We start from the raw sequence: 25,396 nt of genomic DNA, 5'->3' as shown, positions 1-25,396 counted from the left end.
CTCCGGAGAGAGCGTGGACTTGCTGATCACACTGCTGGCGGTCGCGTTCTTCCTTCTGATGCCGGGCCTGCCGGCCGCGATGCTGCTGCGCCTGCCGGACCGTCTCGCGACGCTGGTGCTTGCCGTCGGCGTATCTCTGGCCACGAATCTGGTGGCCAGTTACGTGCTGCTCCGGATGGGCCTGCTCAGTACGGCTACGGCGCTCGTGCCGATCGCCCTCATCGGCGCGGTCCTCCTCGCGGTCCGCTGGTGGCGTGACCGGCCACGTGTGGCCGCTTGGCGACCGGGTCGGTGCACGCCCGTGGCGCTGCTCGTCGCGGGCGGGCTCTTCGCCTGGGCGATAGCGGTCACCGATCCGGCCGAGATGAACGGGTACGGCCTCATCTCGGTGGTCCCGATCCCGCTGCTGCTGGCGCTGGCCGTTCTGTCCGTGCTGGGGCCGAAAGGGCTGGTCGGCTTTGCCGTCGTCCTGTTTGGATTCCCGGCCGCCATCGAGCCGGAGCCGTTCCCACCCGTGGCCTGGACAATCGCGTCCTTCGTCGACTACATCGCGGTATACGGCGACGTGGTGCCCTACTTCGACGCCAGATTCAGCTGGCCGGCCTTCTTCGCCGCCTCGGCGAATCTGACTGATGCGGCCGGACTGCCAAGTGCGATGTCCCTCCTGGCACCCACGCCGATCGTACTCAACCTGCTGATGGCGCCACCCGTTCTGCTGATGGCACGGGTGCTGCTGCGGGACCGCCGGGCTGCGTACCTAGCGCCGCTGCTGTTCCTGCTCGGCAACTGGTACCAGCAGGACTACCTGTCCCCGCAGGCGGTGGCGCTGGTGCTCGCGGTCTCGGCGGTGAGCCTGCTGCTGTGGCTGACCGCGGGCTCCCCCGGCGTGCCCGGCGCGGGATGGCGGCGGTGGATCCCCGTCGCGGCGGCACGGCCCGGACTCGGACGCCGCGTACCGGTGGCCGTCGAGGCGTTCGTGCTGCTCATGACTGGCGCCGTGGTAATCACGCACCAGCTGACGCCGGTGGTCCTCGTCCTCTGGCTGCTTGTGCTGCAGGTGGCCGGCCGGCTGCGGCATCGGGGCCTCGCCATCGTAGTGGGTGTGTTGTTCGCCGGCTGGGTAGTGGTGGGAGCCGCTGAATTCTCCCGCCGGAACCCGGGCGAGATCCTCGGTGACATCGGCCGGCTGCGTGAGACGCTGCGGTTGGCAGTGTTCGTCCGCATCGACGGGACGCCGGAGCACGTGCGGATGCAGCTTCTGCGCGTAACCGTCAGCGCCGCCTACCTCCTGGCGGCGGCCGCGGCCGCTCTCACCAGACCTCGGCAGCTCGTCCTGGCCGGGCTCGCGGTCGCGCCGTTTATTCTGGTGGCACTCAACAGCTATGGCGGGGAGGTGATGCTACGGGCGTTCCTGTTCTCGCTGCCCGCGACGGCGGTGCTGGCAGCGTCGCTGATCCCGGTGCACCGGGTCGCGACGGCCTGCATCCTCGTGCTCGCCGCCGTCGCGTCGATCGCGTCTCGCGGCGCCAATCAGCCGTTCGAACGGGTCACACCCGCCGACGTGGCGGCCTCCGCATACGTCGGTGAGCACGTGCCGGCGACCGCCTCACTGGCGCAGTACAGCGGCTTCTCGCCGTACAGCCGGCTCGGGCCGGCCGGGCCGAGGTCGAGCTTCCTGCTGGACGACGACCGCTGCCTGACCCCGGGCGACCAGACCGACTGCGCGCTGATCCTGCGTCCCGACTGGATTCTCATCACCGAGGGGCAGGTCGCCCACGCCCGGCTCGCCGGCAACGGGCCGCCGGACTGGGCCGAACGGCTGCTCGCCAACGGCTACACCGAGGTCTTCCGCCAGGGCGAGGCTCGTGTCCTAACCGCCCGGTAGGCCCGCCAGCCACGGACGGCGAGGCCGTCACGCGCCCACGCCTGCGGGCGGATCGTGCCGTCGAGCCAGCCGCGCAGCCGATCCGTGTCCGTGGTGGCTCGGACGGTGAGGCGGCTGACGGCGTACGGCGGCTCGGCCGCGGTGGCATGGGTGTCGCGGACAGCGCAGGCCGTCGTGTGACCCGCCGCGGCGACCAACCGCCGGACACGGGCGCTGGCGTATCCGTACGGGTAGGCGAACGAGTGGACCGGCACGCCTAGAAGATCCCGCAGCGTGTCGCGGCAGCCGATGACCTCGGCGTGGGCCTGCCGGGCAGGCAGCACGTCCAGTTCCCGGTGGTGGACCGAGTGCCCGCCGATTTCGTGACCCATCGCGTGCAGGTCACGCACGCCGGCCCGGTCCAGACGGTTCCGGCCGCCGAGGAAGGCGGTCGTCACGTAGACGGTCGCCGGGATCCGATGCTCTGCGAGCAACGGGCCAGCCACCGTGGCCGTGTCGGTGAACCCGTCGTCGACGGTGACGACGACCGGCCGCTCCGGCTTCGGGCCGTCCCCGGCGAACAGCTCGGAGACTGTCATCGGCGTACGCCCGGACGCCACGATGATCCGCAGATGCTCCCGAAAGACGGCGTCGGTGATTGCGAACGGCGACGAGGCCTCGCTGACCGAGTGATAGAGCAGCACCGGGATCATCGGCGGCTCGCCAGGCCGGCCGCGTAGCCGAGCGCGGTGACGGCGAGTCCGCCAAGGATCGCCGCGAACCGGGCCGGGGTGGCACGGGCCAGGGCGCGGGGCAGGGTCCGACGGACGTGGGCCCGCTCGTCGGCGAGGCCGCGTCCGGCGCCGACCAGCCGGGTGATCCGCGCTTTCGACAGCCCTTCGCCGAAGCAGCGAGTCACGAAGTAGCGGACCGTCTGCCGCGCGACGGGCACGTGGTGCCGTACCCGTGCCCGGGGATCGTAGAGCAGGGTGCCGCCGATCCGAATGCAGAGCTCGGTCTCTTCACCGAAGAGCAGCCGGTCACCCCGGCGTCCCAGCGAGGTCCGGAACCCGCCCGACTCTCGCAGGACCGAGGTCCGGAACGACATGTTCGTCCCGATCAAGTTCCGCACCGCCGCCAGCTCCCGTGGCATTCCACTGTGGCTGCACCCGACGACCCAGTCGAATTCCGGCGGAAACCATGCCGGACGCCCGCCGTTCCACATCGGCTCGACGCAGCCACCTACCCCGGAAACCGACTCATCACTATATGAACGAATAAGCAAGGACAGCCACTGGCGGTCGACAACCGCGTCGTCGTCCACGAACGCGACCACGTCACCGGCGCAGGCGCGCACCCCGGCGTTGCGGGCGCCCGACAACCCGGGCGGCTCGGAGCTCTCCAACACCATGACCGAGAAAGATCGGTGACACCGATCCGCCAGCTCAGGGCAGTGATCGACCACCACGATGATCTCGAAGGGCGACAACGCCTCCACAGACGCCACCGACGCCCGCAGCGACTCCCACCGGCTCATCGAATAGGTGCAGACGACCACCGAGACGCGCAGCTCAGCCATCGCGATACCGCCACCGGCTGCGCAAGTAGCCCCACGGGCCGGCCAGCACCCCGGCCAGCTCGAGAAGGGTGAGCCCGGGACCCTTTCCGCGATTCCTCGGTGACGCCGGTGCGGCCAGGTAGCGTACGGCGCCCGCTCCCCGGCGCAGCATCATCGGCAACGCTTGCGGACGGCACGCGATGGTCGACAATAGGTAGGCGCTCAGACCGTACCCATAGCTGTGAATGATCTTGCGCAGCTCGCCGAGCTCGCGGCGATGGACATGCCGGACCACCGCGCCGGGTTCATAGACGAGGACGCGCCCATCGAGGAGCACGTCGGCGAAGGCGGCCAGGTCGTCACCACCGCGCGCCGGGGTGCCGGTGCCGATGGCGGCGTCGAACCCACCTCGTCCGCGCAGCCAGTCGGTGCGGAACGCCATGTTCGCGCCGGAGCCGAGGCGACCCACGGTGAACGGGAACAGCGGGTCCGGCGGCGGCGCTGCCGTCGAGAGCCTCCGTCGCTCGAAGCCGCGCGCGTAGCCCCCAAGGTCTTCTATCAGCTGCTGGGCCGGTGTATCGAGCTCGGCGGGCAGGATGAGCCCGGTGGCGCAGACGATGTCGTCGTCGGTGAACGCGCCGCCGAGCGCGGCCGTCCAGTTCGGATGGACGATCACGTCGTCGTCGGTGAACGCCACGATGTCGGTGCGTACCCGGGCGAGCGCGAGGTTGTGCGCATGGGCTACGCCTGGCCGGTCGGTGCGCAGGTAGCGCAGCGGAACGCCGCCCACACGATCGGCGAGGGCCTGCGCGGTGCGGTCCGACGCGGGAGCGCTGTCGACGACGATCACCTCGCTCGGCTGGTGCCGCAGCCGTTGCAGGGAGTCCAGGCAGCGGAGAAGACTTGCGGTGCGTTCGTGGCTGGCCACGACGACACTGATCAGGGTACGGGTGACCGGCGCCCCACCCGGAGAAGAAACGGACGGTCGTGCGCCGAGCTGTGCCCGCACCGCCGCGACGAGGTCCGCTCCGGTCAGGCCGGTGACCGGCAACGGCAGCCGGATCTCGCCGAGTGGTGTGTCCCCCGACCAGACCAATAGCCGCGCCGAGTCGTGCCCGGGCGACGGTCCGACCGCAACCGGGTCCTCCAGGCGGACGTCGCCGACCAGCGTAGCCATCAGACCGGCACCCGCAGCAGCACCCGCAGCACCCGCCAGCCGTCCGGGATGCTGCGCAGATGCGACCGTCCGCTGCGCCGCGCCAGCTCGACGCTCGGGACTTCGGCGATCCGCAGCCCGGCCCGGACCGCCCGGACAATCACCTCCGCCTCGATCTCGAACCCGTCCGCGGTGAGCGGCAGCCGGTCGAGAGCCTCCCGCCGGACCGCCCAGAAGCCGTAGCAGAGGTCGGTGTGGCGGGTGGCGTAAAGTGCGTTCAGCACCGTCAGCAGTAGCCGGTTGCCCAGCCGCCGCCACGGCGTGATGTCGTGCGATCCGCCGCCCGGCCGGAATCGCGAGCCCTTCACCAGGTCGTATCCGCGATGGAGCGGCCCGATCAGCGCCCGGATCTCGTCCGGCGACATGCTGCCGTCGGCATCCATCACCACCAGGATGTCGCCGGCCCCGGCACGCAACCCGGCCCGGACGCCGCTGCCCTTGCCGAGGCCGTCACCCTGGTGGACGACCCGGATGTCGGGCCGGTGGCGAACCGCCAGGTCGGCGGTTTCATCGTGCGAATCGCCGTCGATCAGCACGACCTCGTCGACGAACGACGGCATCCGCTGCAGCACCCAGCCGAGGTTGGCGGCTTCGTTGCGAGCAGGAAGGAGCACGGTGACCTGCGGTGCTCCTTGAACCACGCGCTCTCCTGCGGTAAGTGTCAGCCCACAGTACAGAGGTAGAGGCGCTCGTGAACCACGCCGGCGTGGCGCGCAGCGGTCTTGGGCTTGGAACGGACTCGCAGAGTCCGAGCCGCCGGTGCTCTACACGCAGATCCGTGGCGTTATGGGCCGGCACGCCGGGGCGGTGAGTGTGCTCTGGATGGCTCGAGCCTGACGATGGCGCCGCACCGGTCCTTGCAGACCCGGGACGTGATGAACAGATGGTGGGCCAGGTCAGCGGGTGGGGAGCTTCGCGGCTTGAGGCCGGTCTTGACCGGGAAGGCGACTTCGTACGGCTGGCCGGTACCCGGGTCACTGAGGTTCGCAGCCCGGTCGACGTCTTCGCCCGTACCGTGGAGGCGGTCCGGGCGCCGGTGCTCACCTGCTGGCGTTCGGACCGCGGCTTGATATCGCGATCTCGCCTGCTGTTACTCCTCGATGCTCTTCACGCGGATCGTGTGCGAGCTGGGTAGGAGGTTTCCCCAGGAGAGGTCGGTCATCAGCGAGGCGGTGAAGAGCCGCATGATGGCGAGGTAGGAGGCCCGTTCCGGGACGGTCAGGTAGGTGAACGCTTCGAGGCGGTCCAGGTCCTCGTCCGGTGCGCTTGTGGTCAGAGGTCGGCGCAGGTGTGTTCGTCCGGCAGCAGGGGCCGCATCATCAACGACACCCGCTGGCCCTGGGACTCCCAACGGGTGTCCGGGCCGGCGCCGGCGAACTCCGGCATCAGCGGTTCCGCCTCCTCAGGGGGCAGCACCTGGCACGGCTCCGACGGCGCCCCGTTGATCTGTGCCAGCGGCACGGTGAGCGGCCATGGCCGGGCCGGGCCCTGGCCGTCGGAAGCGCCCGTGACGAGTACCGCGTAGCGCTGTGGCCGGTACTCGCCCGCGTCGGTACCGCCGGCCATCACCGTCTCGGCGAACGCGATCACCTCGCCGCGGAGCCCACTTTCATCCTGTTCCGGCCCGGCCACGACGGTCTCGTGGGTGCCTGCGTCGTCGGTGATGCGCACGGTGAGCGCCCCGGCGTCGGCGATTGCGCGGTCGTGGGTGCGGCCGGTGAACAGCCCGGCCCGCTGCGCCGTCCGGTACCACTCGGCGATCCGCTCCGCTGTGACGGTGCGCCGTACCCCGGTCAGCAGGGCACCGCGGGTCTCTCCCGGAAGCACGGCGGTGCCGTCGCCGTAGAGCGTGAAATCCGGCAGCGTCCACTGCTCGGCGGTGGTGGGCAGGCCGGGTGACCGGTTCACCACCAGGATCGCGGTCGCCGGGTCCGCCGGTGGGCGCGGCGGTTCGCCGGAACCACAGGCGAAGATCAGGAGCAGCAGGGCCGGAGCGGCGTACATCAGCGGTCGTCGGCTCATCACTCTGGGACGCTCCCGGGAGTGGCGCGGTTCCGGTGGGCCAATCGGGCCCACCGGAACCGATCGGTCAGGACCGGGTCACCGTGTACGTCCCGACTCCCGCCCTGTTGATCACCACGACGCCGACGCAGCCGTCCGCGGGTGCGGTGTACGCCACCTGTTCCGGCTGGCCCGGGCCGGCCGGGGTGGCGGCGACAGCCGTGCCACGGATCTCGATGTCGGACTCGGTGCCGGGGGACTCGGCCAGGAACAGCTCCGGGTCCTGGGTGGCGGCTGAGGCGTACGACTCCGGCTGCTCTTACCGGAGCCGCGAGTCAGTTGACTGATGGCAACGGCCGCGCGGACCTCCACGATGGTGTTCAGCTGACCACCACGATCAGGAGCAGCCATGACCGCGCCGACTCTCACCCACCGCACCCAAATACTGCCGGCGGTCGACCCGTACCAGGTCGCCGCCCACTATCTGCCGGCCGACAGGGCGAACGCGGTGGGCGGCGACTGGTACGACGCGGTGCCCGGCATCAGCGGCAGGCTGACCGCGATGATCGGCGACGTGGCGGGGCACGACATGGCGGCGGCGGCGCGGATGAGCCAGTTGCGGAGCATGTTGCGGGCGTACGCGGTGGACCGCGACGAGTCCCCCTCCGCCCTGTTGCGACGGCTCGACGCGGCCAATCACCGGCTCGGCGATCCGTCCGTCGCCACCGCGGTCGTCGCCGCGCTCGACACCATCGACGGAAGACACCGGCTGCGCTGGTCCAACGCGGGCCACCCGCCGCCGGTGCTGATCTGCCGAGACGGCCGGGTACGGACGCTGAGCGGCCACGACATCCTGATCGGCGTCCGCCAGTACGCGCGCCGGCACACCTGGACCTGCGCCCTGCCGCCCGGCGCCACCGTGCTGCTCTACACCGACGGCCTTGTCGAACGCCGCGGCCACAGCCTCGACGACGGGATCGCACGGCTGAACCGCCGCCTCGCGGCGAGCGCCCATGGCAGCCTGGCCGACGTGCTGACCGCGGCCGGATCGGACACCGAGCAGACCGACGACATCGCGATGATCGCGATCCGCGTACCGGCGGCGGATCGCTGACGGCCTGGGCTCGATCGCGGTGGTTACCGTGTGCGGCGTGGTGCTCACGCCGGCGGCAGCGGTGCTGCCCACCGTTGTGGCCCTCCGCCGCCCGTTGCCGCAGGTCCTGGCCGCGTAGTGAATGGGTCAGTCGACTGACTTAGGACCGGGCGGCCGATCCGCCCGACGATGGTTTCAGTTCGAACCCACAACCGGAGGAATCCACATGACCATCACCACGACCACTCCCGGCAAGCCGACGATCGTCCTCGTCCACGGCGCCTTCGCCGAATCTCCAACGTGGCCGTGGCGGGCACGAACGTCACCGGGCTGGTCTTCGTCGGAGCGTTCGCCCCGGTCGCGGGGGAGAGCGCCGTCGAGCTGTCCGGGAAGTTCCCCGGCAGCACGCTCGGGGAGGCGCTGGCACCGGTCGGGCTGCCCGGCGGTGGCACCGACCTCTACATCCAGCAGGGCCGCTATCACCACCAGTTCGCGGCCGACTCGTCGCCGGAGCTCGCGGCTGTGATGGCGGTGACCCAGCGGCCGATCACCGACGCCGCTCTGAACGAGGCCTCCGGCGAGCCGGCCTGGCAGTCGCTGCCGTCCTGGTTCCTGTTCGGCAGCGAAGACCTCAACATCCCGGTCGCCGCGCACCGCTTCATGGCCGAACGAGCCGGTTCCCGCCACACCGTGGAACTGGCCGGTGGCTCGCACACCGTCGCCATCCCCGAGGCGGCCGCCCTCGTCGACCTCATCCGGGAGGCCACCACCAAGGCGAACTAGCCATCCACTTCGGACTTTGCAACGCGTTCTATGCTGCGGGCACTGGGAAGACCCGACCGGAAGGATCCCTATGCCAGCGGCATCGTGGCGGCTGCGTGCCGCTGTGACCTTGAGCGCGACCCTCGCCGTCACCGCGTCGCTCGCCGTGGGTGCCTTGCCGGTGCACGCCGCCGGCAAGGCCGGGCTGCTCGCTGTCGTCGACGGCACGGTCGTCGAGTACAAAGCGGCCAAGGGGAAGCAGAGCACGATCACGCTGACCCGCAAGGGCGCCACGATCACGGTCGACGATCGGGTCGCCATCACGGTCGGGGCCGGTTGCAGGCGAGTCAAAGGCGACAAGACCAAGGCCTTCTGTACGCCGGAAGGCGCCGCCGCGCCGACCCGGCTGCGGGTCTACGCCTACGACCGCAACGACACGATCGTCAACAGCACCGACCTGCCGATCACCGCGGACGGTGGCACCGGCAACGACAAGCTCACCGGCGGCCCCCGCCGCGACCGGCTCGCCGGCCACTCCGGCAGAGACGTGCTCAAGGGTCGCGGCGGCAACGACGCTCTCGACGGCGGGACGGGCAACGACAAGATCTACGGCAACGGTGGGAACGACACGCTGCTGGGCCACCGCGGCGTCGACAAGATGTACGGCGGCGCCGGCGACGACTATCTCGACGGCAACGACAACCCCGGCGACTACGACGAGTTCGACGAGGTGACCGACCTGCTCAACGGTGGCTCGAACACCGCGGCCGGCGACCGGTGCATCGTGCTCGTCCTGGCCCTCACCACCGGCTGCGAGAAGAACTGACCGTAACTACCGCCGGCAATACCGCCAAAGACATTGACGCTGGTCATAGCCTTAAACGCGATTTCCCTGCTTGACAGCGCAAATGTGAACGATAACATCAGCCCGAAACGTCGTCGTAACATGTGACGGACGGAGGGCTCGGTCCAATGATCGAAAATGCCATGAGGCGCCTGCTGTCGATCACCGTGGTGATCGCGCTGACCGCACTGGGCGGCGCGGTCGCCGGCTCGTCGCCCGCCGCTGCCGCCACCAGCCAATTCCGGGGGATGAACTGGGCTGTCCTCGGCGACAACTTCAGCACCGGCCCCCTGGTCGTTCAGGGCTTGAGTCAGTCCGACAGCAACGCGACGGTGCGGGCGAAAGCCAATGCGGTCTACAACAGCATGGCCGCCATCGGCGTGAACACCGTCCGGCTGCCGATCAACACCCACACGGTCGGTACAACCTGGTGGGAGGCCTACCGGGGCGCGATCGACGCCGCCACCGCCCGCGGCTTCAAGGTCATCCTGGCGTATTGGGAGGACGGCGCCGCCTCCGGTGGCCGGATCACGAACATCGCCGCGTGGAACACGATGTGGTCCAAGGTCACCTATACCTACGGATCGAACACCAACGTCTACTTCGAGCCGATGAACGAACCGCACGGCTACACCTCGGCGGACTGGCGCACGGTGGCGGCGAACTGGCTCAGCTACCACTACTCGGCGGTGCCGGCCCGGGTGCTCATCGGCGGGACCGGTTACAGCCAGGACCTGCGCGACGTGTGCAACGACAGCCGATTCTCCGCGACGTTGCTGTCATTCCACCACTACGCGTTCTTCTACAGCGCGATGACCTACGACGCCTTCCGCAGCCACGTACAGACCCGTCTCGGTAACTGCGCCTCCCGGGCGGTGGTGACCGAATACGGCGCGCCGATGTCCACCGGCCTCAATTACGCCGACGCGAACAGCACCGACAACTTCGTGCGTCACATCCGCGCCGTCACCCAGGTCATGCGGGACAACCAGATGGGTGGCAGCTATTGGCCCGCCATCGGCGGCAAGCCCACCGGCAGCTCCGGATTCGACTACTACTCGATGTTCGCGCTCAGCGGCAGCGGCACCAACCTGAACCTGACCGTCCGCAACACGTCCGGCCGGGACCGCATCCGGTACGGCTGGGGACTGTGAAGGACGCTAATCGACCGCGGCCAGCACCTCACGCACCCGCGCCCGCAGCCAGCCGTGTGCGGCGTCGGTGTCGTAGCGCTGATGCCAGCTGCAGATCATCGGCGGTGCCGGCGCCGGGAATGGCAAGGCTTCGGTACGCAGGCCGAACGCCTCGATCAGCGGACGCCATGTCGCCTCCGGTGCGGTAAGCACGGCGTCGCTGCGACTGATGATGAGCATCGCGCTCGCCGCCGTGCCGACCGAGGCGAGGACCCGCCGGTGCAGGCCGTGGGATTCCAGGATGTCGTCGACCGGGTCGGTCAGCCGGCCGCGGCGTGACACCAGGATGTGCGGCTGGGCGGCGTACGCGGCCAGATCGAGCCGGCCCGCGTACGGATGGTCGCGGCGCAGGATCGCGACCACCCGGTCGTGACCGAGCACCTCGCTGCGGAACTCTGGCAGGTCGGGTGCGGTCGCGCCGATCGCCAGGTCGATGCGGCCGTGGCGCAGGTCGTCGGTGTCGGAGGCGGGCTCGGCCAGGAAACGCAGGCGCACGTTCGGGGCGAGCGTCGCGATGGCGTTCAGCAGCGGCGGCGCCAGCGTGGTGGCGAGGGCGTCGTGGCACTGCAGTGTGAAGGTGCGGTCGAGCTCGGTCAGGTCCAGGCGCCGGCTCGGGGTGAGCACGTCGCTCGCCTGCCGCACGAGTTCGCTGACCTGCTCGCGGACGCCCAGTGCGTACGGCGTCGGGGTCATCGTGCGGCCGGTCCGCACCAGGATGTCGTCGCCGGTCAGCCGCCGGATGCGACCCAGCGACCGGCTGACGGCGGGCGAGGAGAGCCGCAACCGCTCGGCCGCGCCGAGGACGCTGCCCTCCTCGAGAAGTGCGTCGAGCACCGTCAGCAGATTCAAATCCAAGTGCATGGTGGTAAATCCTAGCTTAGCAAGAGTGCACTGGACTTAATCGTGGCCTGACTCGAAGCTGGACACATGACCGACGACCTGCTCGAAACCGTGACCACCGCCGTCCACGAAGCCGCGAAACGCCTGCCCAGCATCGACGTGAAGCCCGCGACCGCCGAGGCTTTGATGGCCGCGCTCCGGGCCAACGACGACGCCGTCACCGACGTGCTCCGGCCGGCCCTGACCGCCGCGCTGCCCGGCTCCGGCTGGAACACCGACGAGCACGGCTCCGGCCCGATGTCCGATGGTGACTGGTGGGTCGTCGACCCGGTCGGCGGTAACCTCAACGCCGTCTACGGCATGCCCGACTGGAACATCGGCGTCAGCCTGGTCCGCGAGGGCCGGCCCGCCCTCGCGGTCGTGCACGCACCGGTGCCCGGCGAGACGTTCACCGCTGTGGCGGGTCACGGGGCGCACGCTAATCACGTACCCATGAAGGTCTCGGGAAAGAGTGACCTGGCAGTGGCGCTGGCGGGGACCGGGCAGGCGAAGCCTGACCGTGATCCGGCGCATGCGGCGCGGGTGGGTGAGGCCGTCGCGGCGATGATGCGACACGCCCTCTATGTCCGGGTGTCGGTGCCGGTCAGTCACCAGCTCACGCAGGTCGCGGCCGGTCGGATGGATCTGCACTGGCAGTTCGACAACCTGCGCTCGCACATCGCGCCGGTGCTGATCGCGCGTGAGGCCGGCGCGACCGTGACCGATCTCGACGGCAAGCCGTGGGAGATCACCAGCGACGGCTATCTGGCCGCCGCGCCGGGTCTGCACGCCGAGGCCCTCGACATCCTGCGCTCCGGACGCTGACGATGGAACTCACCATTCTCGCGGCCTCCGGTGCGACCGGTCTCGAACTCACCCGCCAGGCCCTCGCCCGCGGCCACACGGTCACCGCCGTCGCGCGCAACCCCGATCGCCTCACCCTTGCGGATTCGCCGCGGCTCCTCCGCGTGGCTGCAGATGTACGCGTCCCGCACTCGATCGCGGCTGCTCTGGCCGGTCAGAAGGTCGTGCTGTCCGGGCTCGGCAACGCCCGTGGCGCCAAGCCGGGTGCGCTCACCGCCGGGGCGCGGGCCGTCGTCGCCGCCGCGCCGCAACGTGTCATCTGGCTCGGCGCCTTCGGTACGGGACCGTCCGCCGCAGCGGCCGGCGCCGCCACCCGGACGCTGCTGAAACTGATGGGCGCCGAGCTGGGCGACAAGGTCGCCGCCGACGCGGCCGTTCTGGCCGCAGGGGGAACGGTGTTCCACGCGGGTCCGCTGTCGAACGGGCCGCTCAGCTCGACCCGGCGCACGGTCGGCCTCGCCGAGGCGCCGCGGCGTTTCTTCCCCGCGCGGGTGAGCCGGGCGACCGTGGCGGCCGCGATGCTCGACGAAGCCGAGGACGCGGCTTTCCCGGGCATGATCGCCCTCCCGCTGGAACGCGCCTGAGAGGTGACACGAAAGCAGGAGACGAGCAGCGCTCACATCCTCATAGGATCTCCATAACACCAGCGCAGACGGGGGATCCCATGTTCAGTCTCGACCGTAAGAAGCTTGCCGCGATCGGTGTGGCGGCCGGTCTCGCGACCGCTTTCTTCGCCTCACCGGCGCAGGCCGCCACGGCCGCCAAGGCCGAGGTTCTGGGTGAGAGCAACACGACCGTACGGTTCGCCGCCGCTGCCGGACAGGTCAACTCGCTGGTCATCACGGTCTCCGGGCGCACCGTGACGCTGAACGACAAGGTCGCCATCAAGGCGGGCAAGGGCTGCAAAGCGGTCAAGGGTGACAAGACCAAGGTCAAGTGCACCACGGCGAAGAAGCCGACCGAGCTGAGCGTCACGCTCGGCAACAAGAACGACACCGTCACCAACAAGACCGGGATTGCCCTGTTCGCCGAGGGTGGCACCGGCAAGGACGTCCTGCGCGGTGGCTCCGGCGCCGACACCCTCTTCGGCGGCGCGGGCAACGACAAGATCTACGGCTACGGCGGCGCCGACAACCTGCAGGGCAGCCTGGGTAACGACACCATCCGCGCCGGCCGCGGCAACGACTACGTCGAGGGCGGCCCGGGCAAGGACAAGATCTACGGCGACGCCGGCAACGACGACCTGATCGGCGGCGTCCTCGACGGCGACGCGCCGGACAGCGACGACGTCATCCACGGCGGCACCGGCAACGACTACCTGCTCGGTGGGTACGGCAACGACAGCCTGTACGGCAACGCCGGCAACGACAACCTGGCCGGCGGCTCCGGCAAGGACAAGCTGGTCGGCGGCGCCGGCACCGACACGCTCACCCAGTAATTTTTTTGACGGGATGCCCGGCCGCCGATCATCGGCGGCCGGGCGCTTGCCGTATAGAGTGCGCTCGATCATCAAACCTCCACAGAGGACTCCGTATGACGAGCTGGGCGACGCGGGCACTGCTCGCCGTACTGATCTGTTCGACGGCCGTCGCCGTGACAGCGGGGCCGGCGTCCGCCGCGCCGATGAGCAGCACGCCGCTGATCACCTACAACATGCAGGGATCGACGTCCGGCGGCGACAGCAAATGGACGACCACGGTGGGCGCCTACGCCCGGGCCGCGGAGATCGTCGCGCTCCAGGAGGTGGGACCCACCCCGCCGGGCACCATGGTCGCGAACTACACGTTCAACGCCGGCGCACCGGGGCGGTCCGGATACATCCAGCACAACCGGTGGCGGTTCGGCCAGGAGTCGTACGAGGTCTACTTCCTGCAGACCGACGCGAACGGCGGCACCCACACGGGCGGCCGGACCAACGTCGCCCTCGTGACGCAGCGGCCGGCCGATCAGGTCACCGTCGTGCAGAACCCGAACGGCCGCAACGCGCTCGGCGTCCGGTACGACAACAACTGGTACTTCACCTTCCACGGTCAGGCTATGGGAGGCGTACCCAACGACTCCGCCGCCATGGCGCAGCAGATCGCCACCTTCGTCAACCTGGTCCCCGGCCGGCAGTGGACCATGCTGGGCGACTTCAACGTGGCACCCCGGTCGTTCTTCGCCCCGGCCGGTTCCTACTGGTACCACCCCGGGACGGCGACGCAGCAGAGCGGCGGCGAACTCGACTGGGCGCTGTCCTCGGAGAACCTTCCCGGTCATCCGGTGATGACCGTTCCCGGGGCGTCCAGCGATCACTACGCGGTCGCGATCGGGGCGATGCGGGCGCAGGCCGAGCCGACCCCGTTGCGGATCATGCCGCTGGGTGACTCGATCACCTACGGCGCGAACACCACCATCGGCGCCTACCGCGGGCCGCTCTGGGACGAGCTGCGGCAGAACGGCACCACCGTCGACTACGTCGGTTCCCGGCGGTACGGCAACATCCCGGACGCCGACAACGAGGGCTACCCCGCGTGGAAGATCGCCGACATCGCCGGGATCACCGACAATGCGCTCACCACGTACAAACCGAATGTCGTGCTGCTGCACATCGGCACCAATGACATGAACGAGAACGCCGACGCCGCTGGGGCGCCCGGCCGGCTCGGTTCGCTGATCGACCAGATCTTTCGTACCCAGCCCGACGTGACGTTGCTGGTGTCCACGCTGGTCCCGGCGGTCGACCCGGCCGTCGAGGGGCGGATCTTCGACTTCAACAACAGTCTGCCGGGCGTGGTCGCACAGCGGCAGAACGCCGGGCGGCGGGTGTGGCTCGTCGACATGGACCCGGTGACGACCGCTGACCTGGCCGATCTGCTGCACCCCAACGACAACGGGTACCGCAAGATGGCCGACGTGTTCGCCGAGGGCCTGCAGTCGGTCGGTGCCGCGGGCTGGATCACCCCGCCCTCCGGAGAGCCGGGCGGCAACCCGGCCGGTGGCCCGGTGCGCGGCTGGTCGCCGCAGGGTGTCGTGGCGGTCGGAACGGCGACCGGTGGCTCGTACCCCGGAAGTCTCTCCACATCGGTCGGCGACGACGTGCACTTCGCGGACATCAACGCCGACGGCCGGGCCGACTATCTGCTCACCCACACCAGCGGTGTCATCGATCAGTGGATCAACGGTGGTGTCGCGCCGGACGGCACGGTCGCCTGGACCTCGCACCGGGCGGTCACCACGGGCAGGTCCGGTCCCGCGAGATGGCATTTCCCCGACATGAATGCGGACGGCGTCGCCGAGATGGTGCGGCTTGACGTGGACGCGATGATGCAGTCCATCTACCGTGCCGACGGCCGTCTCTTCAGCGATCACCGGGGCGGTTACGCGGTCGAGTCGGATACCCAGTATCTGTACGCGGACTTCGACGGCGACGGGCACGGTGACCACGTGCACGTCCGGTCCGACGGCTCGGTCGAGGTGGCGATCAACCTCGCCTTCGGCGGCGTCGGGCCTTTCGAGAAGCCCGAGATCGCCGCGAGCGGCGTCGGCGCGTCCGGCGATCGCATCCGGTTCGCCGATCTCGACGGTGACCGCCGGGCCGACTACCTCGTCCTCGCCGACGACGGGTCGATCCGGGCCTGGATCAACGGCGGGCGTGGCAGCAACGGGTGGGCGTGGTACCCGGCGGGCACGGTCGCCAGCGGCGTCGGCGTCACGAGCAACCAGGTCCGCCTCGCCGACATCGACGGTGACGGCAAGGCCGACTATCTCGCGGTCAACCACTTCACCGGCGATACCCGGATGTGGCGCAATGCCAGCACCGGCAACGGGAGCTTCCCCTGGCTGCCGCTGGGCTCGATCACGGTCGGCAACTCCAGCCGGGTCGTGTTCGCCGACATCGACGGCGACCGCCGGGCCGACTACCTCCAGGTCAACAACGACAGCTCGGTACAGGCGTGGCTCAACGGCGGTGCGAATCCGGCCGGTGGTGACTACTTCTGGATTCCGCAGGGGACGATCGCGGTCGGGGTAGGTGCTGCCGGTAGCAGCGTCCGGTTCGCTGATCTCAATGGTGATCGGCGTGCTGATTACATCGTCGTGGGTGAGAACAGTTCGGTACGGGCATGGCTCAACGGTGGCGCGAATCCGGCCGGTGGTGACTACTACTGGACGCCGCAGGGCACGATCGCGATCGGGGTAGGTGCTGCCGGTAGCAGCGTCCGGTTCGCTGATCTCGACGGCGATCGGCGTGCCGACTTCATCGTCGTGGGCGACGACAGCTCGGTGCGGGCGTGGCTCAACGGTGGCGCGAATCCGGCCGGTGGTGACTACTACTGGATTCCGCAGGGCACGATCGCCGGGGGAGTAGGCGCCGCCGGTGGCGACGTCCGGTTCGCGGACCTGACCGGCGACGGCCGCGCCGACTTCGTCGTCGTGCGCAGCAACAGTGCCGTTGACCTGTGGGCGAACGGCGGCCCCAAGACCGGCGAGTGGTACTGGACCCCGCAGGGCACTGTCGCGTCCGGCGTCCTGGTGGCCGGCCACCGCATCCAGTTCGCCGACATCAACGCCGACGCCCGCGCCGATTACCTGGAGGTGGACCCGACGACCGGCGCCACCCAGGCCTGGCTCAACATGGGCTGAGCCGGCCGGGCAGGTGACGCCGTTCGAAGGCGCGATGTCGCATACGGTTCACTGCCCGGGCCGGTTTTCCGGGCAGTCGCCTCTTTGATGGTCAGGTGCCTGGCTCGGGGTCGACGGCGAGTGGTGTGGCGAAGGCGTCCGCGGGTGGGCGCCTGTCGTCCGCGCTGGACCGGCGCACCGCCGCCGTCGCCGCCACCACCGCGACGACGCTCAGCACGATGGCGCCGGCCACGACCGCGGTTCGAAGCCCGGCGTGGCCGGCGACCACGCCGAGGGCGGGCGCGGTGACCGCCTGGGCCAGGTACGCCAGCAGGTACATGACCGAGAATGCGGACGCCCGGGTCGACGCCGTGGTCAGTGCGCTCACCAGCGACAGCCCGCCGAGGAACAGCAGGCTGTAACCGCCGCCGAGCAAAGCGGCGGCCCCGAAGAACAGAACGAGCGACTGCGCCGTCGCGGCGGCGATCAGCGTGGCCAGCCCGGCCACCGCGACCCCGGCGCCGGCGGTGACGGCCGGCCGGGCGGGCAGGTTCCGGGCGAGGACGGCGACGCCGGCGATGACGACAGCGAACAGGGCGATCGTCGCACCCAGTACGACCGCGTCGGAGGAGCCGATCAGGGCGTGGCCGATCTGCGCGCCGAGCGAGAACATCAGCGCGCCGATGGCGTAGCTGGCCGCGACCACCGCGACGGCAAGCAGCACCGGGCGGCGCCGGCCGGGCTCGATGGTGAACCGGGCCGGCCGCCAGGCGGGTACGGCCGGTCGGCGATCATCGTGGCGGGGCAGCATCCCGGTGAGCAGCAGCAGGAGCGCGATCACGGCGGCGAGTACGACGAAGGTGAGCCGTGCCGGGTGTGGCGCGTATTCGATGAGAACGCCGCCGATCAGGGCGGAGGCGGTCACCCCGATCGCGGTGGCGACGGTGTTGGCCGTGCTCGCCCGGCCGGGGCGGCCGGCCCCGGCGTTCTCCACCTGGACCGCGGTGGCGGGGCCCATCGACAGGGCCACTCCGGCCCCGGTCAGTGCCCGAGCGGCGAAGACCCAGCCGATCGACGGAGCGAGCGCGAACATGACGGCGCCGGCCAGCGAGGCCGCGAGTCCGAGCTGGATCGTCGAGCGGTGCCCGATCCGGTCCGGCAGATCCGCGGCGAAGATCAGCACCACGATGAGCGCGATCGGGAAGACCGCGAACAGTGAGGTGGTCACCGTCGTGCTCAGGTGCCACTGCCGGCCGTACAGCGGATAGACCAGCGATGGTGCGGCACTGGTCCACAGGCCCGCACCCGCCACCCCGGTGGCGATCCAGAACACGCCGCGCATCTCGGCCCCTCTCGTCGGCGTGCTCCATCAGATCGGCGAGCACCAGGCGGCACATCACATGAATGCGGTGCTTCCAGCGGCGGGGACCTCGTGGGAGGGTCACGTGTTCAAGCGATCGACGGTGATTTGTCACCATGCTCTACTCGTGGGTGAGTCAGGCGTCACAACGGACCGGCGCTTGTCGGTCTCGCAACGGACGGAGTCCGGTTGTATTTCCATGTGACAGCGGCGCTGGCCGATCCGGCGTCGATGCGGACGGTCGATGCCGCCGGCCCGTCCTGGAGGGAGCTCCAGGACGAGCGGGTGATCATCAACGCCTGGCGGCGTGCGGACGGCCAGGCGTTCTACCTGATCGTGGAGGCCGGCGACGACGGCGAGGCGCAACGCTCGATGTCCCGGCTGCCCTGGGTGCTGGACGGCAGGGTGACCCTGTCCATGGTCGCGGTCGACCCGATCTGAACTCCGGGTCCGGTCTCGGCTCAGGCCGGCGAGCTGACCTCCCGGACGACGTTCGCCAGCTGTACGCGCGACCGGACGCCCAGCTTGCCGAACACCGACCGCAGATGGGTGTTGATGGTGTTCGGTGAGATGCCGAGCTCGGTGGCCGCGGACCGGTTGGTGTGCCCGGCGCTGATCAGTCCGGCGACCAGCTGCTCGGTGTCGGTCAGCGCCGGCCAGCCGGTGACCGCCCGCCCGGATGCCGGGGTGTCCCGGCGGCGCCGCACGCCGAGGCGGGTCAGCGTCACCGAGGTCCGTTTGACCTCGAACGCGGCGCCGGCCCGCGCGTAAAGACCCGCTGCCTCCTCCAGCAGCGGGACGGCGTCGCTCTGCCGTTCCACGGTCACCAGCAGCTCCGCCTGGTCGGTGAGGGCGTCGGCCAGCAGCAGAGGACGCGGACCGGTCCGCAGGACGTCGACCGCCGCGCCCAGTGCGTCCGGGTCGCCGGCCAGAACGGCGGCCGCCTGCCTCGCCACACCCACCCAGCTCGCCACCCGGTCGTTGTGCAGGGCGGCCAGCTCGGCGTTCTGCTGGATCGCCGCGGCCAGCTGCCGGTTCCCGGCGCGCAGGGCGACGGCGAGCAGCGGGCGGGAGAACGCCGCCGACCACTGCGACGAGCAGTAACCGGCCTGGTAGGCGCTGACCGCCGGCATGATCAGCCGGAGCGCGCCGTCGACGTCGTCGCCGCGCAGCGCGGCGGTCGCGTGCATGATCCGCAAGCCCATCGACCACTCGACCACCGGCGACTCCGGCAGGTCGGCGGTGGCGAAGTCGAACGGGTCGCCGCGGCGTAACGCCACCTCGGCGAGCACCACGTCAGCGCCGATCCGGTGCGCCGGCACCAGGGTCTCCCGCGCCTGGGCGGCGAGCACCCGGGCGCGGGTCTCGGCGGCGGCGAGGTGTCCGATGTCGAGCTCCTGGCGTGCCGCGGCCAGCAGCACCGACGGCTCCAGATGCCGGAAGTCGCCGTCTGCTGTCGCACCCGCACCGACCGCCTCCAGCAGCGGTGCGGCCTGGTCGAGACGGTCGATGTCCTGCAGGGCCCTGACTCGTTCCGCGGTCGAAGCCGGCGTCGGCGCCACCGCGACGCCGGCCACGGCCCGCCAGGCGTCGCCGAACCGGGAGAGCCGCCGGGCCGCGGTGGCGCGGGTCGTCGCTGCGAGCCGCCGGGCCGGCACCTCGGCCGCGGGGTCGGCGAGCACCTGGTCGGCCCGGTCGGCGATCGCCGGCAGGGCCGATCTCGGCCCGTCGCCGGCCGCTGCGGCGGCGCGCAGGGCTTCCAGACGTGACCGGGGCGCGCCGGTGATGCGCTCGTCGTCCAGCAGGACATCGATGCGGCGTGCGGCCGCGTCCCATCGGCCGGCGGCGACCAGGGCGTGCAGGGCGGCGAGGCGCCACCACAGCGCGGCCTCCGGGCCGGTCAGGTCGGCGGCAAGCACCGCGTCGACGATGACGACCACGTCCGCGTGCCGCTCGGTCGCACCGAGAATCTCCGTCGCGGCTCGGGCCGGACCGAGAGCGGCGGGACCGGACAGCTCCGCGACGAGGTGCCAGACGTGCCGTGCGAGGGCGGCCGCGCCGGCCGGTGACGCGCCGATCCGTTCGGTGGCGGTCCGCAACAGCCGGCGGGTCAGTCCGGCGTCGTCGGTCTCGGCGAGGCGGAGGTGACGGACGGCCTGCTCCTCCTCACCGGGGCGGTCCAGCAGCAGATCCGCGCACCGCCGGTGCCGGTACCGGCGGTCGGCGGGCGTGACCTCGGCGTACACGGCGTCGCGTACCCAGGTGTGCGGGAACGACACGGCGTCACCGTTGCGAACCAGAACGCCGCCGGCGGTGGCTTCCTGCACGGACTCCGCGATCCAGCCGCGCGGGCCGCCCAGTAACGCGGTCGCGTCAGCGATGGTCAGCGGCTGCCCCCACGCCGCGGCGAGCCGTACCAGCTCGGTGGCGCCGGCGGTCAGCGCGGTGAGCCGGCGCCTGGTGGTGACCAGTACGCCGATGTGTTCCGCGTCGGCGGTCTCGGGCGGCCGCGACCCGTTCGCCGTCAGGCCGCGAACGATCTGATCGGCCCAGAACGGGCTGCCACCAGCCGCGCCGAGGGCCGCCCCGACGTCGGGAGTGGGCGGCTCGCCGAGCCGGTCGCGGGCGAGGTCGTCGATGTCGGCGCCGGACAGCGGGCCCAGGCTGATCCGAGCCACTGCGGCTGTCTCCGCCGCCGCGACGGTCTCGTCGAGGACTCCGGTCGACAGGGTGCGGCTGGTCAGCATCCAGACGATCGGCAGGGCGCTGAGCCGGGCGGGCAGGAGCTTCAGGGCCAGCCGGGTGAGGTCGTCGGTGAGGTCGACGTCGTCGATGGTCACCAGCAGCGGTGCGCTCCTGGCGCTGGTGGCGAGTACGTCACCGATGCGGTCGATCAGCCAGATCGGGCGTTCGTAGAGCGCGGCCAGCTCGGTGAAGTCGCCACTGTCGAGCAGCGGCTGCGGCCCGGATCGCAGCGCGACCAGCAGCGCCCCGCCGGGGATCGCCCGGGTCTCCGGGCCGGCCTGGCTGAGCCCGGCCCGGAAACCCAGCGACCGGGCCTCGTCGGCTACCGACGTGACGAAAGCTGTCTTGCCGATGCCGGCCGGGCCGGCCACCGAGAGCACGGCGCTGTGTCGTGTCCGCACGGCGCGGCGCAGCGTGCCGAGCGCGTGCGTCATCTCCGCTGAGCGTCCTCGGAGCACCAGGCGTGCCATGGTCCTGCCTTCCTTCTCGTGGAGCGCCGGGCAGCGGCGTCACCGGTTCACGGTAGGGCGGCGTGGAGCCCCGTCGATTGATGAACGCCGGGGTGTGCAGACATCGCACAGCCCCGTGCACCGGCCGTGCAATCCGCGGGGGCTACCCAGCCGCCCGGTCCCGCCATTCCCGCGGCGATGTTCCGTACGCCGACCGGAACGACCGGCCGAACGACGACGCACTGCGGAAGCCCCACCGGCGGGCGAGCGCGCCGATCGGCGCCGGACCCGGGCAGCTCAGCGCGGTGCGGCAGTGCTCCAGCCGCTGCGTACGGATCCAGTCGCCCAGCAGGATGCCCTCGCCGGCCAGGACGTTGTAGAGGTGCCGTACCGAGATGTGGTGCGCAGCGGCGACCCGGGCGGCGTCCAGATCCGGATCGCCGAGGTGCCGGCGCACGTACTCGAGGATGCGCAGCGGCAGCGAGGCCTGCGAGGGTGCCCGGGCCGTATCCGCGCCGCGATGGGTGGTCAGCAGCGATCGGATGAGGTCGATGGTCGGCGGGCCGGCCGTGTACGCGCCGGGATGACCGGTGAGTTCCGGCCGGTCGCCCAGCCGTCGCAGATAGGTGCCCGCCAGGTCGCTCAGCGGCAGGCCGGGGCAGAGCACGGTCGCTGAGAGCCGCCGGATCATGTCCGGCGGCAGGCCGAGCGCGGCGACCGGGACCGAGAAGAAGTGCTGCTGGATGCCCTGGCCGTCGACGAGGGTGTAGGCACTGGTCGATTCCGAGAAGGCGAGGTCGCCGGGCCGCAGGACCGCCTCGCGATCACCCTGCACGATCAGGCTGGAACCGGCGAGCTGCACGCCCAGGAAGATCCGGGGCGGCAGCTCGTCGCGGGCGAGGGCGGCGGTACGCTCGACCGTGACGGCGTTCGATCGGATGGAACACACGGTCAGGTCGCCGAGACCGGTTATCTCCCCGCGCACCGATGCGGGACGGGCGGTGGGGAAATCGATGTTCACGGGCACCACCGTGTCGGCGATGGTCTGCCGCACCGCGTCCCGCCGGTCGGCGACAGGAATGCCGTCGGTGTCGAGAATGTGCATCATCGTGGGGTGACCTGGCATCCTTCCGTCGTGTTCGAGGCCAAGTCTGAAGTGCGGGCTCCGGCGGTGCATGAGTCATCCGACTGCGATCGCGGACGTGGAGCCAGGCCATGACCATGACCGGCCTGATCGGCCGTGACCACGAGATCGAGGACATCCGCGCGTTCCTGGCCGGGGCCGCGCGCGACGGCGGCACCTACCTGATCTCGGGCGCGGCCGGCGTCGGCAAGACCGTGCTGCTGGACGCCGCCGCGCACAGCGCCCGGACTGCGGGAGAACTGGTGCTGCGGGCCGGCGGGGTGCAGTTCGAGGCCGATGTCAGCTATTCGAGCCTGCACCAGCTGCTCACCCCGCTGCTCGACGATCTCGGTGACCTTCAGCCCCATTACCACGATGCGCTGACCGTCGCCCTGGGCATCGGTTCCGGGCCGCCTCCGCCTCGACTGGCACTGCTCAACGCCGTACTCACCCTGCTCGGCCGGGCCGCGGCCGAGCGCCCGGTCCTGCTGGTCGTCGACGATCTGCCCTGGCTCGACCGCGCCAGCGCCGTCCTGCTCAGTTCGGTGGCCCGTCGCCTCGGCGGTACCGGCATCGGCCTGCTCGGCGCCTCCCGATCGGCGACCGACGGCTTCTTCGAACCCGCCGGTCTGCCGGAGATCGAGCTGCACCCGCTGGGCGAGGAAGCGGCCTCCGAGCTGCTCGCCACCCGATTCCCGACGCTGGTCCCCGGCGTACGCCGGAGGCTGCTGCTTGAGTCGCAGGGCAACCCGCTGGCGCTGATGCAGTTGCCCGCCACGCTCACCGACCGGCAGCGTCAGTCGGCCAGCATCCTGCCGGCGGTGCTGCCGCTCACCGGCCGGCTGCAGGCGCTGTTCGCCGAGCGGATCGACGGTCTTCCCGCGGCGACCCGGGCCGTGCTGCTGCGGGCGGTGCTCGACGGCACCGGCGATCTGCGTCTGCTCGCCGACGAGCGCGACGACCTCGCCCCGGCAGAGGCCGCGCAGCTGATCACCCGGGAGCCGGCGACGTCCCGGCTGAGTTTCCGGCACCCGCTCATCCGGTCCTCGGTGGTCGACCTGGCCGGCGACGAGGATCGCCGGCAGGCTCACCAGGACCTCGCCGCCCGGCTGCTCGATCAGCCGGACCGCCGGGTCTGGCACCTGGCCGAGGCGGCCACCGGAGCCGACGAGCAGGTGGCCGCGCTGCTGGAGCACGCCGCGCACCGCACCCTGCACCGCGGCGACGCCACCGGTGCGGTGACGGCGCTGACCCGGGCCGCCGCGCTGAGCCCGGCCCGGCAGGACCAGAGCCGCCGGCTGGCCGTGGCCGCGTACGTGGGCGCGAACACGACCGGGGAGATGCTGAACGCCTCGGAACTGCTGGACCAGGCGAGGCGGCTCGACCCGGCCTGGGGCGGGTCGATGCACGCGGCGATGGCGGCGACCTTCATCCTGATCAACGGTGAGGGCGACCTGAATACCGCGTACCGGCTGCTGGTCGGCGCGATCGAGGCCGGAACGCATGGGTACGCCGCGGACGACGAGGGCTTGATCGACGCGCTGAGCTCGCTGCTGCTGATCTGTTACTGGCTGGGGCGCGCCGAGCTGTGGCCGCCGTTCTACGCGGCACTGGACCGGCTCACTCCGGCCGTACCCGAGCTGCTTCTCCTGCAGAGTCGCATCTTCCCGGACCCGGCCCGGACGAGCGCCGCGATGCGGGCCCGCTTCGTGGAGCTGATCAAGGACGTCGACGCCGTTCATGAGCCCAGCCGGATCACCCGGATCAACACCACCGCCGCCTACCTGGATCTGCTCGGGGCGACGCGGGACAGCGCCTGGCGGCTGGTCCACGACGGACGCTCCGGCGGGGCCGTGCGCAGTAGCGTCGGCGGCCTCATGTACCTGTGCATCGACGACTTCTTCGGCGGACGCTGGGACGAATGCGCGGATCTGGCGGCGGAAGGGCTCGCTCGCTGCCGGGCCAACGGGTACGGCTTCAACGCCTGGTATGCGCTGTACATCCAAGCACTTCTCGCTGCCGTGCGCGGCGACCAGCGGGTCGCCCGGGAACGAGCCGACGAGCACATCCGGCTGACCGAGGCGCGGTCGGCGCCCGGAGCGGCACAGTGGGCGCAGCATCCACGGGTGCTCGCCGCCATCGCGCGGGAGGACTACGAGGACGCGTACCGGCAGGCTGTCGCGCTCGGCCCGGCCGGCACCTTCGCCGCCTACGTCCCGCATGCCCTGTGGGTGTCGTTCGATCTGGTGGAGGCGGCCGTGCGTACCGGCCGGCACCGTGAGGCCGCCGACCATGTCGCGGCCATGCACCGGACCGATCTGTTCGCCGTCTCGCCGCGTCTGATGCTGCTGCGGGCCGGTGCCGCCGCCGTCGCTGACCGCGGCGAGAGCGCCCTGGCCGCGTTCGAGGAAGCCTGCGCCACGCCGGGTGCCGGGCAGTGGCCGCTGGATCTGGCCCGGCTGCGTCTGCTCTACGGCGAGCGGCTGCGCCGGGCCCGCCGTAACGGCCCGGCCCGTGCCCAGCTCAACGAGGCGCTGGAGACGTTCGAACGGCTGGGCGCCGTGCCCTGGATCGAGCGGGCCCGCCGGGAACTGCGCGCCGCCGGGGAGGGGCAGCCGCGGACGGATGCCGAGACGCTCACCGCACAGGAGCTCGAGATCGCCCGGCTCGCGGCCGAGGGACTGACCAATCGGCAGATCGGCGAGCGGCTCTTCCTGTCACATCGGACGGTCGGCGCCCACCTGTACCGGCTCTATCCCAAGCTCGGCATCACCAACCGGACCGGCCTGCACGCCGCCCTGGCCGGCCGCGGTCAGTCGTGAACGAGCGGCGTACCCGGGCCG

Annotated in this window: 21 protein-coding genes; 12 read left to right on the top strand and 9 right to left on the bottom strand. The window is 70.9% G+C overall.

Translation table 11 applies throughout. The features are described from left to right. Window positions 1-13: 13 nt before the first annotated feature. Entirely contained in the window at window positions 14-1,885 is a 1,872-nt protein-coding gene (locus B0I29_RS42735; RefSeq protein WP_111654897.1) for a hypothetical protein, read from the top strand. Here the strand turns inward: B0I29_RS42735 and B0I29_RS42730 are convergent. From B0I29_RS42730 to B0I29_RS42710, 5 genes are all read right to left on the bottom strand, one after another. Further along, a complete protein-coding gene (locus B0I29_RS42730; protein ID WP_111654896.1) occupies window positions 1,834-2,577 on the bottom strand; it encodes a polysaccharide deacetylase family protein in 744 nt (247 codons plus the stop codon). The genes B0I29_RS42735 and B0I29_RS42730 overlap by 52 nt on opposite strands. Continuing rightward, entirely contained in the window at window positions 2,574-3,443 is an 870-nt protein-coding gene (locus tag B0I29_RS42725; RefSeq protein WP_111654895.1) for a glycosyltransferase family 2 protein, read from the bottom strand. Before B0I29_RS42725 ends, B0I29_RS42730 begins: the two co-directional genes overlap by 4 nt. Continuing rightward, window positions 3,436-4,599, bottom strand: coding sequence for a glycosyltransferase family 2 protein (locus tag B0I29_RS42720; protein ID WP_111654894.1), 1,164 nt, complete (start codon window positions 4,597-4,599; stop codon window positions 3,436-3,438). Before B0I29_RS42720 ends, B0I29_RS42725 begins: the two co-directional genes overlap by 8 nt. Beyond that, window positions 4,599-5,279, bottom strand: coding sequence for a glycosyltransferase family 2 protein (locus B0I29_RS42715; protein ID WP_245973186.1), 681 nt, complete (start codon window positions 5,277-5,279; stop codon window positions 4,599-4,601). The genes B0I29_RS42720 and B0I29_RS42715 overlap by 1 nt, the downstream gene beginning before the upstream one ends. 631 nt (window positions 5,280-5,910) lie before the next feature. Further along, window positions 5,911-6,663 (bottom strand): hypothetical protein, encoded by a 753-nt coding sequence (locus B0I29_RS42710; RefSeq protein ID WP_181558263.1) that lies wholly within the window; start codon window positions 6,661-6,663, stop codon window positions 5,911-5,913. 80 nt (window positions 6,664-6,743) lie between these two features. On the opposite strand from B0I29_RS42710, the gene B0I29_RS42705 reads away from it, so the two are divergent. From B0I29_RS42705 to B0I29_RS42685, 5 genes are all read left to right on the top strand, one after another. Next, window positions 6,744-6,986 carry a hypothetical protein gene (locus tag B0I29_RS42705; protein ID WP_146617083.1) on the top strand — a complete coding sequence of 81 codons (243 nt, stop codon included), beginning with the start codon at window positions 6,744-6,746 and terminating at the stop codon, window positions 6,984-6,986. Window positions 6,987-7,048: 62 nt separating this feature from the next. After that, window positions 7,049-7,753, top strand: coding sequence for a PP2C family protein-serine/threonine phosphatase (locus B0I29_RS42700; protein WP_111654890.1), 705 nt, complete (start codon window positions 7,049-7,051; stop codon window positions 7,751-7,753). 285 nt (window positions 7,754-8,038) lie between these two features. Further along, a complete protein-coding gene (locus B0I29_RS42695) occupies window positions 8,039-8,515 on the top strand; it encodes an alpha/beta fold hydrolase (RefSeq protein WP_245973185.1) in 477 nt (158 codons plus the stop codon). 70 nt (window positions 8,516-8,585) lie between these two features. Then, on the top strand, window positions 8,586-9,320 hold the full coding sequence (locus B0I29_RS47650; protein ID WP_111654889.1) for a calcium-binding protein: 735 nt from the start codon (window positions 8,586-8,588) through the stop codon (window positions 9,318-9,320). Between the two features lie 161 nt (window positions 9,321-9,481). Continuing rightward, window positions 9,482-10,492 (top strand): glycoside hydrolase family 5 protein, encoded by a 1,011-nt coding sequence (locus tag B0I29_RS42685; RefSeq protein ID WP_245973184.1) that lies wholly within the window; start codon window positions 9,482-9,484, stop codon window positions 10,490-10,492. Window positions 10,493-10,498: 6 nt separating this feature from the next. On the opposite strand, the gene B0I29_RS42680 is transcribed toward B0I29_RS42685, so the two are convergent. Beyond that, window positions 10,499-11,392, bottom strand: a complete 894-nt coding sequence (locus B0I29_RS42680; RefSeq protein ID WP_111654888.1) for a LysR family transcriptional regulator — start codon at window positions 11,390-11,392, stop codon at window positions 10,499-10,501. Between the two features lie 66 nt (window positions 11,393-11,458). Here B0I29_RS42680 and B0I29_RS42675 point away from each other — a divergent pair, with 66 nt between their 5' ends. The 4 genes from B0I29_RS42675 (at window position 11,459) to B0I29_RS42660 (ending at window position 16,897) form a co-directional block, all read left to right on the top strand. After that, on the top strand, window positions 11,459-12,235 hold the full coding sequence (locus tag B0I29_RS42675; protein WP_111654887.1) for an inositol monophosphatase family protein: 777 nt from the start codon (window positions 11,459-11,461) through the stop codon (window positions 12,233-12,235). A gap of 2 nt (window positions 12,236-12,237) precedes the next feature. After that, a complete protein-coding gene (locus B0I29_RS42670) occupies window positions 12,238-12,858 on the top strand; it encodes an NAD(P)-dependent oxidoreductase (RefSeq protein WP_111654886.1) in 621 nt (206 codons plus the stop codon). Window positions 12,859-12,938: 80 nt separating this feature from the next. Beyond that, window positions 12,939-13,712 carry a calcium-binding protein gene (locus tag B0I29_RS42665; RefSeq protein ID WP_111654922.1) on the top strand — a complete coding sequence of 258 codons (774 nt, stop codon included), beginning with the start codon at window positions 12,939-12,941 and terminating at the stop codon, window positions 13,710-13,712. A gap of 95 nt (window positions 13,713-13,807) precedes the next feature. Next, window positions 13,808-16,897, top strand: coding sequence for an FG-GAP-like repeat-containing protein (locus tag B0I29_RS42660; RefSeq protein WP_111654885.1), 3,090 nt, complete (start codon window positions 13,808-13,810; stop codon window positions 16,895-16,897). A gap of 91 nt (window positions 16,898-16,988) precedes the next feature. Here the strand turns inward: B0I29_RS42660 and B0I29_RS42655 are convergent, their stop codons facing one another. After that, on the bottom strand, window positions 16,989-18,218 hold the full coding sequence (locus B0I29_RS42655; RefSeq protein WP_111654884.1) for an MFS transporter: 1,230 nt from the start codon (window positions 18,216-18,218) through the stop codon (window positions 16,989-16,991). A gap of 219 nt (window positions 18,219-18,437) precedes the next feature. Between B0I29_RS42655 and B0I29_RS42650 the strand changes: the two genes are divergently transcribed. Beyond that, entirely contained in the window at window positions 18,438-18,677 is a 240-nt protein-coding gene (locus tag B0I29_RS42650; protein ID WP_111654883.1) for a hypothetical protein, read from the top strand. Between the two features lie 20 nt (window positions 18,678-18,697). Here B0I29_RS42650 and B0I29_RS42645 read toward each other — a convergent pair whose 3' ends face one another. Together B0I29_RS42645 and B0I29_RS42640 are read right to left on the bottom strand one after the other, a co-directional pair. Further along, window positions 18,698-21,451, bottom strand: coding sequence for a LuxR family transcriptional regulator (locus B0I29_RS42645; protein WP_111654882.1), 2,754 nt, complete (start codon window positions 21,449-21,451; stop codon window positions 18,698-18,700). Between the two features lie 142 nt (window positions 21,452-21,593). Beyond that, on the bottom strand, window positions 21,594-22,538 hold the full coding sequence (locus B0I29_RS42640) for an AraC-like ligand-binding domain-containing protein (protein WP_181558262.1): 945 nt from the start codon (window positions 22,536-22,538) through the stop codon (window positions 21,594-21,596). 107 nt (window positions 22,539-22,645) lie between these two features. Here B0I29_RS42640 and B0I29_RS42635 point away from each other — a divergent pair, with 107 nt between their 5' ends. Beyond that, window positions 22,646-25,375, top strand: coding sequence for an ATP-binding protein (locus B0I29_RS42635; protein WP_111654880.1), 2,730 nt, complete (start codon window positions 22,646-22,648; stop codon window positions 25,373-25,375). Window positions 25,376-25,396 lie beyond the last annotated feature (21 nt).

This window comes from Actinoplanes lutulentus (genome assembly GCF_003259845.1).
In the GTDB taxonomy this organism is placed as follows: Bacteria; Actinomycetota; Actinomycetes; order Mycobacteriales; family Micromonosporaceae; genus Actinoplanes; species Actinoplanes lutulentus.
The sequence above is the reverse complement of the archived record's forward strand: the minus strand, read 5'-3'. Positions and strand labels throughout refer to the sequence as shown.

Excerpts from the sequence above, each read along its gene's own strand:
- B0I29_RS42660 (WP_111654885.1), top strand. The coding sequence starts at position 13,808 with ATGACGAGCTGGGCGACGCGGGCACTGCTCGCCGTACTGATCTGTTCG.
- B0I29_RS42700 (WP_111654890.1), top strand. The coding sequence starts at position 7,049 with ATGACCGCGCCGACTCTCACCCACCGCACCCAAATACTGCCGGCGGTC.
- B0I29_RS42730 (WP_111654896.1), bottom strand. The coding sequence starts at position 2,577 with ATGATCCCGGTGCTGCTCTATCACTCGGTCAGCGAGGCCTCGTCGCCG.
- B0I29_RS42685 (WP_245973184.1), top strand. The coding sequence starts at position 9,482 with ATGAGGCGCCTGCTGTCGATCACCGTGGTGATCGCGCTGACCGCACTG.
- B0I29_RS42675 (WP_111654887.1), top strand. The coding sequence starts at position 11,459 with ATGACCGACGACCTGCTCGAAACCGTGACCACCGCCGTCCACGAAGCC.
- B0I29_RS42670 (WP_111654886.1), top strand. The coding sequence starts at position 12,238 with ATGGAACTCACCATTCTCGCGGCCTCCGGTGCGACCGGTCTCGAACTC.
- B0I29_RS42645 (WP_111654882.1), bottom strand. The coding sequence starts at position 21,451 with ATGGCACGCCTGGTGCTCCGAGGACGCTCAGCGGAGATGACGCACGCG.
- B0I29_RS42665 (WP_111654922.1), top strand. The coding sequence starts at position 12,939 with ATGTTCAGTCTCGACCGTAAGAAGCTTGCCGCGATCGGTGTGGCGGCC.
- B0I29_RS42640 (WP_181558262.1), bottom strand. The coding sequence starts at position 22,538 with ATGATGCACATTCTCGACACCGACGGCATTCCTGTCGCCGACCGGCGG.
- B0I29_RS42680 (WP_111654888.1), bottom strand. The coding sequence starts at position 11,392 with ATGCACTTGGATTTGAATCTGCTGACGGTGCTCGACGCACTTCTCGAG.
- B0I29_RS42655 (WP_111654884.1), bottom strand. The coding sequence starts at position 18,218 with ATGCGCGGCGTGTTCTGGATCGCCACCGGGGTGGCGGGTGCGGGCCTG.
- B0I29_RS47650 (WP_111654889.1), top strand. The coding sequence starts at position 8,586 with ATGCCAGCGGCATCGTGGCGGCTGCGTGCCGCTGTGACCTTGAGCGCG.
- B0I29_RS42725 (WP_111654895.1), bottom strand. The coding sequence starts at position 3,443 with ATGGCTGAGCTGCGCGTCTCGGTGGTCGTCTGCACCTATTCGATGAGC.
- B0I29_RS42720 (WP_111654894.1), bottom strand. The coding sequence starts at position 4,599 with ATGGCTACGCTGGTCGGCGACGTCCGCCTGGAGGACCCGGTTGCGGTC.
- B0I29_RS42635 (WP_111654880.1), top strand. The coding sequence starts at position 22,646 with ATGACCATGACCGGCCTGATCGGCCGTGACCACGAGATCGAGGACATC.